This is a genomic window from Pseudomonas sp. P8_241 (assembly GCF_034008315.1).
Lineage (GTDB): Bacteria > Pseudomonadota > Gammaproteobacteria > Pseudomonadales > Pseudomonadaceae > Aquipseudomonas.
In genome coordinates, this window is the sequence record NZ_CP125377.1 from 2952942 (window position 1) to 2966890 (window position 13949).

13 protein-coding genes, 1 tRNA gene and 1 pseudogene are annotated in these 13949 nt (G+C 57.6%); 7 read left to right on the forward strand and 8 right to left on the reverse strand.

Going from position 1 to position 13949, the window contains the following annotated elements:
* Positions 1 to 62 precede the first annotated feature (62 nt).
* Positions 63 to 941, reverse strand: a complete 879-nt coding sequence (locus tag QMK58_RS13450; protein ID WP_053160872.1) for an esterase/lipase family protein — start codon at positions 939 to 941, stop codon at positions 63 to 65.
* 356 nt (positions 942 to 1297) lie between these two features.
* Positions 1298 to 2362, reverse strand: a complete 1065-nt coding sequence (locus QMK58_RS13455) for a 3-deoxy-7-phosphoheptulonate synthase (protein WP_053160871.1) — start codon at positions 2360 to 2362, stop codon at positions 1298 to 1300.
* Positions 2363 to 2710: 348 nt separating this feature from the next.
* Between QMK58_RS13455 and QMK58_RS13460 the strand changes: the two genes are divergently transcribed.
* From QMK58_RS13460 to QMK58_RS13480, 5 genes are all read left to right on the forward strand, one after another.
* A complete protein-coding gene (locus QMK58_RS13460) occupies positions 2711 to 2983 on the forward strand; it encodes a hypothetical protein (protein ID WP_156322367.1) in 273 nt (90 codons plus the stop codon).
* A gap of 92 nt (positions 2984 to 3075) precedes the next feature.
* Positions 3076 to 3717, forward strand: coding sequence for a UvrY/SirA/GacA family response regulator transcription factor (uvrY, locus tag QMK58_RS13465; protein ID WP_032829778.1), 642 nt, complete (start codon positions 3076 to 3078; stop codon positions 3715 to 3717).
* A 2-nt stretch (positions 3718 to 3719) separates the two neighbouring features.
* Positions 3720 to 5543, forward strand: a complete 1824-nt coding sequence (gene uvrC / locus QMK58_RS13470) for an excinuclease ABC subunit UvrC (RefSeq protein WP_053160870.1) — start codon at positions 3720 to 3722, stop codon at positions 5541 to 5543.
* A gap of 33 nt (positions 5544 to 5576) precedes the next feature.
* Complete coding sequence (pgsA, locus tag QMK58_RS13475) at positions 5577 to 6137, forward strand: CDP-diacylglycerol--glycerol-3-phosphate 3-phosphatidyltransferase (RefSeq protein ID WP_053160869.1); 561 nt, start codon at positions 5577 to 5579, stop codon at positions 6135 to 6137.
* Between the two features lie 63 nt (positions 6138 to 6200).
* Positions 6201 to 6276, forward strand: a tRNA-Gly gene (locus tag QMK58_RS13480).
* Between the two features lie 37 nt (positions 6277 to 6313).
* Here the strand turns inward: QMK58_RS13480 and QMK58_RS13485 are convergent.
* Complete coding sequence (locus QMK58_RS13485) at positions 6314 to 6469, reverse strand: hypothetical protein (protein ID WP_156322366.1); 156 nt, start codon at positions 6467 to 6469, stop codon at positions 6314 to 6316.
* Between the two features lie 35 nt (positions 6470 to 6504).
* Between QMK58_RS13485 and QMK58_RS13490 the strand changes: the two are divergent.
* Positions 6505 to 6588: pseudogene (locus QMK58_RS13490) on the forward strand (DUF4102 domain-containing protein); the annotation flags it as partial.
* Between the two features lie 293 nt (positions 6589 to 6881).
* On the opposite strand, the gene QMK58_RS13495 reads toward QMK58_RS13490, so the two are convergent.
* The 5 genes from QMK58_RS13495 to QMK58_RS13515 all read right to left on the reverse strand — a co-directional run bounded on the left by QMK58_RS13495 (position 6882) and on the right by QMK58_RS13515 (position 13111).
* Entirely contained in the window at positions 6882 to 8159 is a 1278-nt protein-coding gene (locus QMK58_RS13495) for an OprD family porin (RefSeq protein ID WP_320396429.1), read from the reverse strand.
* Between the two features lie 37 nt (positions 8160 to 8196).
* Positions 8197 to 9531, reverse strand: a complete 1335-nt coding sequence (locus QMK58_RS13500; RefSeq protein WP_320396430.1) for an MFS transporter — start codon at positions 9529 to 9531, stop codon at positions 8197 to 8199.
* Positions 9532 to 9744: 213 nt separating this feature from the next.
* The gene (gene fdhA / locus QMK58_RS13505) at positions 9745 to 10944 is read right to left on the reverse strand and encodes a formaldehyde dehydrogenase, glutathione-independent (protein ID WP_301158217.1); all 1200 of its coding nucleotides are present in this window, start codon (positions 10942 to 10944) and stop codon (positions 9745 to 9747) included.
* Positions 10945 to 11040: 96 nt separating this feature from the next.
* Positions 11041 to 12117 carry an aromatic ring-hydroxylating dioxygenase subunit alpha gene (locus QMK58_RS13510; RefSeq protein ID WP_320396431.1) on the reverse strand — a complete coding sequence of 359 codons (1077 nt, stop codon included), beginning with the start codon at positions 12115 to 12117 and terminating at the stop codon, positions 11041 to 11043.
* Between the two features lie 40 nt (positions 12118 to 12157).
* Positions 12158 to 13111 (reverse strand): PDR/VanB family oxidoreductase, encoded by a 954-nt coding sequence (locus QMK58_RS13515; protein WP_320396432.1) that lies wholly within the window; start codon positions 13109 to 13111, stop codon positions 12158 to 12160.
* A gap of 274 nt (positions 13112 to 13385) precedes the next feature.
* Between QMK58_RS13515 and QMK58_RS13520 the strand changes: the two genes are divergently transcribed.
* Positions 13386 to 13856 carry a MarR family winged helix-turn-helix transcriptional regulator gene (locus QMK58_RS13520; protein WP_053160863.1) on the forward strand — a complete coding sequence of 157 codons (471 nt, stop codon included), beginning with the start codon at positions 13386 to 13388 and terminating at the stop codon, positions 13854 to 13856.
* The last annotated feature ends 93 nt before the right edge of the window (positions 13857 to 13949 follow it).

Genomic DNA, 13949 nt, shown 5'->3' on the forward strand with positions numbered 1-13949 from the left:
GATTCAGTGCTCTATTTCTTCTCAAAGTTCCATTCTGCGCGGGATTCGGGGGAGGGCTTGTCTTACAAACCGGCCTCTCGCAAGCGTTCGGCATGCTGTACATACAGTTCGACCGGATCGATGCCAGTTCGCAATTGACAGGCTGGCTGGCTGATGGTGTCAAGGTGATCCAGGGCGTAGTCGGAACGGATCACGGTGCCCAAGTGGGAGCTGAAACGTCCAACCATCCCGTCGTTCTGGTCGGCTTCGGTGACGAAGTAGCGTGAAAAGGCACGACACAACGAGTGGAACGGGTCGAGCGCGTGGGTACCTTGGTCGAGCACGGGCGGCAGGACACCGCTCCAGGAATAATAGCGAACGCCATTGACCTGCTCCGGACCCTGTCCACCCCAGGTTTTGGGTAACCCCTGCGGGTACTTGTCGTTGAATGCGCCCACGCCTTCGGTGGTCAGGCCATTCAGGGCCGCGACAGCGTTGCGCGCGAGATAACGGTCGTTGCTCAGGGCTCCCAGGAAATCGGCAAACAGGGTCACGACCGCCTCGGCAACCAATTCCGGCAAGCGTCCGGGCGTTAATGCCTTGCGCAGAAAATCAGCCAGCTCGGACCCGTGATTTGGCCCGCTGACAGAGGTTACCGAAGCGACTTGGTGCGGTGCACTCGCTGCAGCATAACGTGCAGCGAGTGCGCCTTGACTGTGTCCGATCAGATTGACTTTGCTGGCGCCTGTTCCTTCCAGTACCCGTTTGAGTTGCGCCACTAATTGCTCACCACGAGTTTCGTTGCTGGAAACGGTAGAAAGGTGTGGAACGAACACCCTCGCCCCAGCGTTTCGCAAGGTTTGCCTGATGTCGTGAAAGAGTTCGAATTTGCCGATCCGCTCGAAACCGAACAGGCCATGGACCAGCAGTATTGGGTGGCAGGTGCTTGCATTCCGTTGCATGTTCATACCTTTTTCGCAGCTGTTCGTGGGAGGTGCATTGCGCTCCACTCTAAAACACTCAACGCTGGCGTGATGTATGAAAAGTCCGCTGAAAATGGATGAAAGCGGTATGGATCTAGTACGAATAGACGTATGTATATGCGGTCTTGGTCGGAATACCTGGACGTCTATATCACTCGACTCGGCTCACTCCAGCGCAAGGGCCTACTCTGCAAACGTCGACTTTCCGTACAGCGCAGCGCTGCTCCCGCAATCACAACCAAGTGGCAGATGATTCAATAACCTTTCTTTCAATACACGGCCGTCATCCAGTTTTCGATTCGAGACTGGATGACGAAGCCGTAATGCTGCGTGATTTAAGTTCGCAATTGCGCCGCGGCCTGCCGTAAAAGTTGCTGGGTTGCGGTCCAGCCAAGGCAGCCATCTGTGACCGATATACCGTATTGCAACGCCGAACTCAGTGGTTGGCATCCCTCGAACAAATGACTTTCGATCATCATGCCGATCAGCGAGTGATCGCCTTGCAGACGTTGTTCCAGGACCTCATTGAACACCGCGGGTTGACGCAGTGGATCCTTGCCGCTATTGGCATGGCTGCAATCGACCATGATCCGGGTCGGAATCTTCAGTCGGGTCAGATCGCTGTTCACCTGGGCGATGCTCTCACGATCGTAGTTCGGACCCTGGTGGCCACCACGCAATACCAGGTGGGTATCCGCATTGCCGGGGGTTTGAATGATCGCCGGATGGCCTTGGCTATCGACGCCAAAATGGCGATGCGGATGGGCGGCAGATCGCATGGCGTCGCTGGCCACGCCGACGCCACCATCCGTTCCGTTCTTGAAACCGACCGGCATGCTCAGGCCGCTGGCCATTTCCCTGTGAATCTGTGATTCGGTCGTACGCGCCCCAATAGCAACCCAACTGAGCAAGTCGTCAAAGTAGCCCGCCGCCATCGGTTGCAACAGTTCGGTAGCAATCGGCAGGCCCAGGCGGAGCATTTCACGCATTAATTCGCGGGACAGCGTCAGCCCGCCGGCCATGTCATCGCTGCCGTCCAGCTGCGGATCGTACGCCAGGCCTTTCCAGCCGACGGTAGTGCGAGGCTTTTCGACGTAGGCACGCATCACGAGCAACATCTGGTCGCTGACTTCGCTGCTCAAGCGGGCAAGATTGCCGGCGTATTCGAGGGCTGACTCGGGATCGTGGATCGAGCAAGGGCCGACGATGACCAGAAGACGGGAGTCCTCACCGTTGAGAATCGCGCGCACCGCTTGGCGGTGCGCATTGACCTGCTGGATCAACGCATTGCTCAGTGGAAGTTGCTGTTTGAGTTGCAATGAGCTGGGCAGGCGCGAGGTCAGCGCTTCATTGGCAGAGGTCAGCGTAGACAGCGGTAGTGCGGAGACGGACGAGTTCATTTTAAAGGCTTCCTGGGCTGGAGGCGGGTTCATTCCCGCCAACCGGCCCTACTGGGGTGTTCGACAATTGGCCGGATCGGCTGCGTGTATGTGCTTGCCACCTGTGGGTGACCGATCGGAGGCGGCAGGCTGTCCCGAGCGGAGGGTGGTAAATCGCCAGGCGGTAAAACTGTCGTAACGGTAATAAGTGGCGTAGTTCATTGTGTGGATCCTCTGAATGTCTGGTGTGTCGCTAAAAATGACAGGACTGAAAAAACAAAACCCCCGGTCGGGAGGCCGACCGGGGGTTGAGAATTCTCTGGTGGCGACCCGTTTGAAGTGGGCGCCGTGTGGGTATCAGGCGCGCCAGTGGCTAAACCAATACCCAAAATAAAAGCTGACCGGAGCACAAACGTCATTCGTCCGGGCAGCCGCAACCATGCGCAGGGCGCTGGCGGTACGAAGCTGGGAACGGGTGTTGAGCATGGTTTGTCTCCGATGGATGCGCCGAGCTTACTAGAGGCCGGTGCGCAGTTTCAATCAGAAATTGCTATGGGTTGTCAGCGACAACGTCTATCGCTTGAGTACCTGGAAGTTTGTGACACGCTTGACGTTTGCCACAACCATTTGAAGAACTATTGAAACTTTTTATCTGAAGCTTTCCGCTAGGTCTGCCAGTCGCTTTTTGCTAAGGTGTCTGGCAACCAAATAAGACCATGTCGTGAGGTGTCTGCTTGATTAGGGTGCTAGTAGTCGATGACCACGATCTCGTTCGTACAGGCATTACACGAATGCTGGCTGACATCGATGGCCTGCAAGTAGTCGGCCAGGCTGAATCGGGTGAAGAGTCCTTGATCAAGGCGCGTGAACTCAAGCCCGATGTGGTCTTGATGGACGTCAAAATGCCCGGTATCGGCGGTCTTGAAGCCACTCGCAAATTGCTGCGCAGTCATCCGGATATCAAAGTCGTTGCGGTAACCGTCTGTGAAGAAGACCCGTTTCCTACACGGCTGTTGCAAGCCGGTGCCGCAGGGTATCTGACCAAGGGCGCCGGGTTGCCGGAAATGGTCCAGGCCATCCGCCTGGTATTCGCCGGACAACGTTACATCAGCCCGCAGATCGCGCAGCAGCTGGCAATAAAATCGTTTCAGCCAACCAATGATTCCCCCTTCGATGCGTTGTCGGAGCGAGAGATCCAGATTGCGTTGATGATTGTCGGTTGCCAGAAAGTGCAGATCATTTCCGACAAACTTTGCCTCTCCCCCAAAACCGTAAACACCTACCGCTACCGCATCTTCGAAAAGCTTTCGATCAGCAGCGATGTCGAGTTGACGCTGTTGGCGGTTCGGCATGGCATGGTTGACGCCAGTCTCTGATAATGACCGAAACCTTTGATCCAAGCGCCTTTCTGTCCACGGTCAGTGGGCGTCCCGGCGTGTACCGCATGTTCGATAGCGATGCGCGGCTGCTGTACGTCGGTAAAGCGAAAAACCTCAAGAATCGCCTGTCGAGCTACTTTCGAAAATCGGGTCTTGCCCCCAAGACCGCCGCATTGGTGGCGCGTATCGCGCAAGTCGAAACAACCATCACGGCCAACGAAACCGAAGCCTTGCTGCTTGAACAGACGTTGATCAAGGAATGGCGCCCCCCCTACAACATCCTGCTGCGCGACGACAAATCCTACCCTTACGTGTATCTCTCGGATGGCCAGTTTCCACGCCTGAGCATTCATCGCGGTGCGAAAAAGGGTAAAGGAAAGTATTTTGGTCCTTACCCTAGCGCGGGGGCCATTCGCGAAAGTCTGAGTCTGTTGCAAAAGACGTTTTTTGTTCGCCAGTGTGAAGACAGTTACTACAAGAATCGGACACGTCCTTGTCTGCAATATCAGATAAAGCGCTGCAAGGCACCCTGTGTTGGCTTTGTAGAACCCCAGGTGTACGCAGAAGACGTTCGGCACTCGGTGATGTTCCTGGAAGGGCGCAGCCATGCGCTGACCGATGAGTTGTCCGCCGGGATGGAAGAAGCGGCGATCAATCTGGAGTTCGAGCGGGCAGCCGAGTTGCGTGATCAGATCGCCTTGCTGCGACGGGTTCAGGACCAGCAGAGCATGGAAGGCGGGACGGGCGACGTCGATGTGATCGCCGCCTTTGTCAATCCGGGGGGCGCCTGTGTCCACCTGATCAGTGTGCGGGGCGGGCGGGTACTCGGTAGCAAGAACTTCTTCCCGCAGGTCGGTATCGAGGAAGACGTATCCGAGGTCATGGCCGCTTTTCTTGGCCAGTACTACATCACCAGCCCGGAGCGCGACCTGCCAAGCGAACTGATCGTCAACGTGGTTCACGACGACTTTGCGACCCTGATCGCCGCCATCGATAAATTGCGCGGTCGCGAGTTGGCCATCAGCCACCGGGTGCGTGGGACGCGGGCGCGTTGGCAGCAATTGGCAGTGACCAATGCCGAACAGGCGCTGAGTGCTCGTCTGGCCAATCGTCAGCACGTCGCAGCGCGGTTTGAAGCGTTGGCTCAGGTGCTGAAACTGGATGAGCCGCCACAACGCCTCGAGTGTTACGACATCAGTCACTCCAGCGGTGAAGCGACCGTGGCTTCCTGCGTGGTTTTCGGGCCCGAAGGCCCGATCAAGTCCGACTACCGTCGCTACAACATTGAAGGCGTAACGGCGGGCGATGATTACGCGGCAATGCACCAGGCATTGACGCGACGCTTCAGCAAGTTGAAGGACGGGGAGGGCAAACTGCCGGACATTCTCCTGGTGGACGGTGGCAAAGGTCAGCTGTCCATGGCTCGCGATGTGCTCAATGAGTTGGCGGTACCCGATCTGATCCTGCTGGGCGTCGCCAAGGGTGCAACGCGCAAGGCAGGTTTCGAAACACTCTATCTCAATGACGCCGCCCACGAATTCACGTTGCGCGGTGACTCTCCGGCGTTGCATCTGATTCAGCAGATCCGGGACGAAGCCCACCGTTTTGCAATTACCGGGCACCGCGCCCGACGCGGAAAAACCCGTCGAACGTCTACGCTTGAAGGTGTTGCCGGAGTAGGACCCACACGCCGGCGCGATTTGCTCAAACATTTTGGTGGATTGCAGGAGCTGTCTCGTGCCAGCATCGAAGAAATTGCCAAAGCCCCCGGGATCAGTAAAAAGCTCGCAGAGTTGATTTATGCAAATCTGCACAGCGAGTAGAATGCCCCCCTCACCTCGTAGCCAGTTGTGCCGATGAATATCCCTAATCTGATTACCGTTCTACGCGTTCTGCTCATACCGATCTTCATTTTACTGTTCTACTTGCCTTATCAGTGGAGCTACATGGCATCCGCCTCGGTGTTTGCGTTCGCTGCCGCTACCGACTGGCTGGACGGGTATCTGGCCCGCCGTCTGGAGCAAAGCACGCCGTTCGGGGCCTTTCTCGATCCCGTTGCCGACAAGCTGATGGTTGCCGTTGCCCTGGTATTGCTGGTGCAGGAACACGGCAATCTGTGGCTCACGCTGCCGGCCGCCGTCATCATCGGTCGCGAAATTGTCGTTTCGGCACTGCGAGAGTGGATGGCCGAACTCGGCGCCCGTGCCCACGTCGCCGTATCGAACCTGGGCAAATGGAAGACAGCTGCGCAAATGCTGGCGCTGGTAATCCTGCTGGCCAATCCATCGAACTTCAGCTTCTGGGTTCTGTTGGGCTATGCGCTGTTGATGGTGTCCGCAGGCCTTACCTTGTGGTCCATGGTCCAATACTTGCGGGCCGCCTGGCCGCATCTGAAGACCGACGTTGAAAAGAAATAAAACTTTTTTGAATCAAGGGGTTGACGGGGCTTCTGAATTCTATAGAATGCGCCACACCAAGACGCGGGAATAGCTCAGTTGGTAGAGCACGACCTTGCCAAGGTCGGGGTCGCGAGTTCGAGTCTCGTTTCCCGCTCCAAATATTGCTTTGCAGAACTCCATTGAGCGCTGTAAAGCTAGAAAACAGAGGCTTCGGCCTCTTTTTTCGTTCTGGCGATTTCTACCGAAATCTGCCGCCAGCCACGAATTTCAATTACATCAATAAGTACATCGAAATCCGGGTTTGCGCGTAGCAGTTTCCAGATAGAGAACACATTGCCGGAACCGTACATCTCTCCTCATTCGATCAAGACGTGGAGATGTACTCATGCCTTTGACAGATACGGCAGTTCGCAACGCTAAACACTACGGAAAAAACTATACCCTCAAGGATATGGATGGGTTGTCCCTCCGTGCAACGCTTTCAACCGCTCTAAATGAGCTCGGTTACGACGAGAATGGGTAGACGCCCAGCTGTCACACGCTGACCCGAACCAGTTTCGGACAACCTACAACCGGGCGAGTATTGCCTTTGAAAACGATCAAAAAAAACGGTAATTGTTGCTAGGAATTATCGAGTCCATCGATTTATAAGGATTAGACAGTTCAAAAAAACTGCCTCTCCTATCGTGAATCGAATTCGTTAGTCGCCCACGTCCTACAACAAAACCGGGGGCGATTCAGAATGTTATTTATTCCCATCAGTTACCAGAGCTTAATCGTGTAGTCGACGTTAATCCGGGTTTCGTTGTCGCTCCTGAATGTCGAGGCTGCACTTTGCTCATTGCGATACAAGGCATGGCGAAGGCGCAGAGCGAGGCCCTTGACCGGGCCGGACTGTATGACGTAGGCCAACTCCACGTCCTTCGACGACTCTGTCAGGTCAGTTCCCCCCAATTGGGGCAGGTCAATGTGGCTACCTCTCAAATAGCGAGCCATACCGGTCAGGCCCGGTAGCCCAACAGCGGCGAAGTTGTAGTCATAACGCGCCACCCAGGTCCGCTCCTTCGGGTTGACGAAGTCTGCACTCATGGTGCCGTCGCTGAGCACCGTTGGCTCCCCGCCAGCAATGTAGGCCATTGCTGTGTCGCCAGTCTGGTACATGTAGCCCATGCCCAAGGTGTGGGCCGCGACCTGGTAGCTGAACATGGCACCGGCGTTCAGGTTGTCGACCTTGCCGGCTTCTGCGCGACCGTTCTCCCGACTGTTGTAGATCCGAACGTCCGTTTTGAGTTTGCCTGGGCCGAGGGGAAACTGGTGGATGCCTCCCGCAAAGTCCTGGGTGTATATGTCCTTCAGTTCGGCGTGAAAATAGCGAAGGGTCAACGTGTCAGACCAGCGATAGTCACCGCCCATGAAGTCGAAACGCTCCGAGCTGGCGCCCCTTCTGAAGCGGCCATTGGGCGACGCCAGTGAGATTGGCTGATAGTCAGTGGAGTCCCGCAGGTTCACTCGATCCATACGGCCGGTGTGCAGCGTGAGTTTGTCGATGTCATCGGAAACCGCATACGCACCACGAAAGGATTGCGGAACCAAACGTGCAGGGCTCGCGGTGATGACGGGCAGGGCAGGGAACTGCGTTCCAACGGATAGCCGGGTCTTTGAGATTTTCGCCTTCAGTGCCACACCCAGTTCCGAGTATTCGTCCTCAGCCTCTCGGGTCGTCGGGTCAAAAGGCAGGAGTTGTGTGCCGGTCCGATCGGGCGACGAGTCCAGTTTGAGACCCAGCATCCCCGTGAGGTCCAGGCCGAACCCGACGGTCCCGTCGGTAAAACCGGAGTTGGCCTTGAGGATGAATCCCTGAGCCCACTCGCGAGCGGCCGAATAGGGGCTGTCGCCTTTGTAGTCTCGGTCCAGGTAGTAATTGCGCGTGGTCAGGGTAGCGCTGCTTTCATCCACGAACCCTGCGTAGGCAGTGGAAGTCGCGCAGGCTATCGCCATGCCCAGGCTGTAGCGCCAAGGGCATTCAGTGTTTTTTTGCATGTGATCGGTCCTGCTTTTATTGTTATGGACGGTCGAATCAGGCGTTGCTGACGGTGTTCAGCTGTAGCAGCCGTTGCGGCTTCAAAAGCCAGACGGCGCCAGCCGCAAGGACGAAGGACAGGGCAAACAGCAGGTAAAGGTCGGCGGGCTGCCACTGCGCATCAATCAAACGGCCAGCCACCAATGGCGAGAGAATCGCACCGGCGCGACCGATGCCAATGCCCCAACCCAGGCCAGTGACGCGCTGGGTGGCGTTGTAAATGCTCGGGGTAAGCGCATAGAGCCCCGCGACGCAGCCGTTGACGAAAACTCCGATCATCAGCACCAGGGCGAAGGCCAGGTTCAGGTTGGCAGTGAATTGCACGAAGACGGCCAGCAGCACCGCATTGACCAGAAGGTAAGCCATGAGTACTCGGGACAGACGAAAACGTGCCGCCAGCAAGCCGATCAGTGAGGTGCCAAGAATGCCGCCGACGTTGAGTAGTACACCGCCCGTGATGCCTTGCGTATTCGACAGGCCGGCCGACACCAGCAGCCTCGGCGTCCAGCTCATGACGAAATAGAAACCGAACATCACCAGAAAGAAGGCGCTCCACACCAGCAAGGTTGAACGCAGCAACGCTGGCGAGAAGAGCTCGGCGAAGGTGGCTCGTAGCGGTTTCCTGGATTCACGCAACGCCTCGGGCAACCGCTCGAGGGACGTGATCGCGACTCGTTGCAGCAGAACATTGATACGCTCCAGCGCGCGCCGGGGTTGGCGCGACAGCAGGAAAGCCAGGGACTCGGGCAACCAGAATGCAAGGATCGGCAGGATCAGCAGCGTCGTTATGCCACCGTAAAAGAACACCGAACGCCAACCCAGGGACGGAATGATTTGCGCCGCGATAAGGCCGCCGATGGTCGCGCCCAGTGCATAGGCCGTGGATTGCAGGCTAATGGCCAGGCTGCGCCACTTCTTGTTGGCGTACTCCCCGGCAATGACGTAGCTGCTGGCCAGGATGCCACCGATGCCGAGTCCGGTTATCAGGCGCAGCACCGCGAGCATCTCGGGGGATGTCGCCTTCGATGACGCCAGCATGCCGAGCCCGGCGATGCCTACACACAGCAGAATCAGCGGACGTCGCCCGAAGCGATCGGCCCAAGGGGCAATGAACAACGAGCCGATAGCCATTCCGACAAGCCCTGCACTGAGCAGGTAGCCGAGGTGAATGCCGCTCAGGCCCCAATCGGCGGAAATGGACGCGGCGGTGAAAGCCATCACCAATACATCGAAGCCATCCAGCATGTTTATCAGAAAGCAGAGCGCAACCACGCCCCACTGGAAGCTGACCATCGGTTTTTCGTCCAGCTGTTGCCCAATCGACTGGCTCATGGCGTCAGGCTCCGAAGCTGTGGGTGGAAAAATGCTTTGAACGACGGGCAGCCGAAGCCGCCTCACTATGCGGAGGTTGCAGTGTGTACATGTCGATACCTTGTTGTTTTTGTTGGTCAGTGGAGCATGCAAGGTGCCTGGGAGCCGGCGGCTCGACTCCGGGGCGGTATGGAGCTCAGACGCGAGAAGCGCTGGGCGATCGTGAGCTCAGGCTCAGGCCGCACTGAAGGACTTGTGCGGGTCAATCACAAACTTCTTCGGCACACCGGCATCGAATTCGCCGTAGCCTTCCGGCGCCTGATCCAGGCTGATGACTTGCACACCGACCACTTCAGCGATGTTGATGCGGTCCCACATGATTGCCTGCATCAACTGCCGGTTGTACTTCATCACCGGCGTCTGGCCGGTGTGGAAACTGTGGGATTTGGCCCAGCCGAGGCCGAAGCGGATGCTCAGGCTGCCCATTTTCGCAGCGGCGTCTACGGCGCCCGGGTCTTCAGTGACGTAGAGGCCGGGGATGCCTATCTTGCCGGCCACACGCACCACGCCCATCAGCGAGTTGAGCACGGTAGCCGGGGCTTCGTGTTTGACGCCGTCATGACCGTGGCCGCGGGCTTCGAAGCCGACGCAGTCCACCGCACAATCCACCTCCGGTTCGCCGAGCAGCGCGGCGATCTGTTCGTGCAGCGGCGCGTCTTTCGACAGGTCGACGATTTCAAAACCCTGGGCCTTGGCGTGGGCCAGGCGCACCGTGTTGACGTCGCCGATAATCACCACCGCCGCACCCAGCAAGCGAGCGGATGCAGCCGCCGCCAGCCCGACCGGTCCGGCACCGGCGATGTACACGGTGCTGCCCGGGCCAACGCCAGCCGTCACCGCACCGTGATAACCGGTCGGCAGGATGTCGGAGAGGCAGGTCAGGTCGCGGATTTTTTCCATGGCCCGGTCGCGGTCCGGCAGTTTCAGCAGGTTGAAATCGGCGTAGGGCACCAGCACGTATTCGGCCTGGCCGCCGGTCCAGTCGCCCATGTCGACATAACCATAAGCACCGCCGGCGCGGGCCGGGTTGACGGTCAGGCAGACACCGGTGTGTTGCTCCTTGCAAGAGCGGCAGCGTCCGCATGCCACGTTGAATGGCACGGACACCAGGTCGCCGATTTTCAGGTGCTCGACGTCACTGCCTTTTTCGATCACTTCGCCGGTGATTTCGTGACCCAGCACCAGGCCGGTTTGTGCCGTGGTCCGGCCGCGCACCATGTGCTGGTCGGAGCCGCAGATGTTGGTGGAAATCACCTTGAGAATGACCCCGTGCTCGATCTTGCGACCGCGCGGGTCCTGCATTTTTGGATAGTCGATTTTTTGTACTTCGACCTTGCCAGCGCCGAGATACACCACACCACGATTGCCAGACATGCTTTTTTCCTCGAGGAAGTTGTTGTTATGTTGCGCTGCAAAATGCTGCCTTCGGGGCAGCAAATGTCCTGGAGCCCTGAGTTTGGTCTGAAGGACTCAAAAGCTGGATTGGCGAAGCTGCTCGATGATTCGGCGGGCGCGATTGGCGCCGACATCGACGTGGATGTCGATCATCGGACGCGCGCCGAACCGGCACATGTTCTGGTACTGGGCTTCGATCACTTCCTTGTCTTCATCGAAGGTCAGGATGGTTTGCTCAACGACCTTGGCCTTGATGGTTTCTGGATCACTCGCCGGGTTGGTGGCCATGGTCCAGAAGTAGTGACTGGTGGTGTCGGTTTCCGGCGTTACCCCGTGGAACCCGCGCATGTGGAAGCCACCACGATCAGGGTTATCCAGTGAATCGGTACCGGCATCCACCGCACCGGTCCATATCCGCAGATGACTGACGTGAAATTCGATTTCCTGCCAGCGGTCCACGTTGCCTTTGAAAGGGTAGGCGGCGGTGTAGGTAGGTGGTGGAACAGAGTCCGGCATATGGCGCACGACCCTTACGACGTTGTCTTCACTTTCCACATTCATCTGCGCATTCATATGGATGCTGGCGTTGCCACCGATGGTGCGCAGGTGGACATACCCCAAGTGACTCAAGTCCATGAGGTTGTCGTGGATTAATTGATAAGGCGCGTCGTAGTGGTACACGTTGCCGTCGAACAGGTATTTGCCGCTGCTGTGGACGGAGTAAGTCGGCGGCTCACACATCGGCTCGGGTTGAGCCTCGCTGCCAAACCATATCCAGACGATCTGGTCCTGCTCACGCACGTGATACGCGGGCACTTTGGCTTTGCTCGGGATCTTGTCCTGGCCCGGGATCTCGACGCATTTTCCATGGTCATCGAACAGCAGGCCGTGATAACCGCAACGAATGCCGGTCGCTTCCAGCGTTCCGTTCGACAGTGGCAATGCTCTGTGGCAGCAGCGGTCTTCCAATGCCGCGACCTCGCCGTTGGCCTTGCGAAACAGCACGACAGGCTTGTTGAGTAATGTCCGGCCTACCGGTTTGTCCTTCAACTCCCAACCCAGGGCAGCGACGTACCATTGGTTGAGGGGAAAGCTGGGCAAGGCAGGCGCCGGAATTTCTTCGGCAAGCGTTTGGAGAGTGGAAGTGTTCATGGTGTTCTCCAGGAGGCACGGTTGATGTTGTTGTTTGAATTCACAAGTCGAGCACCAGGCGTGATGACTTGGCGCGAGAGCAGCAGGGGGTAAAGCGGTCGTTTGCGGCGTGTTCGGCCACTGTCAGGAACTTGTCCCGGTGTTCGGGTATGCCCCGCAGTACGCGAGTGACGCACGTGCCGCAGACGCCTTGCTCGCAAGATGACTCGATCGCTATACCGGCCTCGTCGAGCACTTCGAAAACCGTACGCTCGGCAGGAATCTGAAAAACCTGGCCACTGCTTGCCAGTTCAACTTCGAACGATGCATTGGCGCTTTGATCGATAGGGTCGGCAGCGAAGAATTCTTTGTGTACCCGGTCCTGCGGCCACCCGGCGTTCTGCGCTGAATCGAGGATGTAGTTCATGAAGCCGGCCGGCCCGCACACATACAGATGGGTGTCGGCGTGGGAGGGCGTGAGCAAGGCTGGCGCATCCAGCTTCTGTATCTGGGGGCCGCTGTCGTCATGAAGTTTTATGCGATCGGCGAATGGGGTATCAGCAAGCATCGTGACGAACGCTGCGCGCTCGCTCGAACGGAAGCAGTAGTGCAATTCGAAATCGGCCCCTTGATGTGACAGCTCCCAGGCCATGGCCAACATGGGCGTGATACCGATACCTCCACCAAACAGCAGGTGTCGCTTGGCTGAGCGATCAAGCGGGAAAAGATTGCGCGGAGCGCTGATGGTGAGTGTTTGCCCAGACTGAATCTGCTCGTGCATGGCTCTGGAGCCGCCCCGAGAGCTCGGGTCCTTGAGCACGCTGATCAGGTAGCGGTGGCGTTCCTTGGGGTCGTTGCACAAGGAGTATTGGCGGGTGAGGCCATCGGCAATGTGAATGTCGATGTGGGCGCCGGCCTCGAACGCCGGCAGCGTGCTGCCATCGGCGGCACATAGTTCGAAACTGCAGATGCCTTCGGCTTCGTTTGCTTTGCGGGTGACGTTGACTTGAAGCATGACTTGTCCCTCCACACTGAAGTGGCTGCTGAAAAAAAAAGCGTCGGTTAGAGCACTGGCCGGGGACGGATCAGCCGGGTGCTGGGGCGAGGAGGACGAAGGCGATGAGATTGAAGGGGTTCATGACCAAAACCTGATAATTATTTTTATGAGGCAGGGCGGCGGCATATCATGCAGCGAATCGCCCGTGACGTTCGGTAGAGAAATCCTCCGATTATTTAGTTGCGGTGTCAACTAATATTCCAAGGCCCCGCCGATCCAAGGTGTTCGCTCAATGTCCGCAGAATCCCAACTGAACCTCACGCGTTATGTCCCGGCACTGCTGAATTTCTTGTCCAACAAGCTCTCCTCAGGCGCATCGCAGTGCTATCGCAAGCATTTCGGTATCGGTGTCGTCGAATGGCGAATGCTTTCGATGCTTGCTGTGGAAAATGACATCACCGCCAACCGAATCTGCCAGACGATCGGCCTCGACAAGAGCGCGGTCAGCCGTTCATTGCAGTCGCTGGAAGGTGCCGGGCATATTTGCAGCCAGGTCGATTCAAAGGACGCGCGGCGCTATACCGTCAGCCTGACGGACAGCGGCAAAGCCCTGCATGAGCGAGTCCTGAAGGTTGCACTGGAACGTGAGCGGCGGCTGCTCAGCGAGCTCTCTGCCTCGGAAGTGGACACCCTCGTCGAGTTGTTGGGCCGACTGCACTCCCAAGTCGCCAATGTGAACGAGTACGACCCCGAAGACGCTTGAATCTGGCTACCTGAAACTCGAGTGCCTTTCAGGTATCGCGATTGCCGATGGGTCGCATCCACACAAGCGATTGGTCAGCTTCGCTCTGTCACG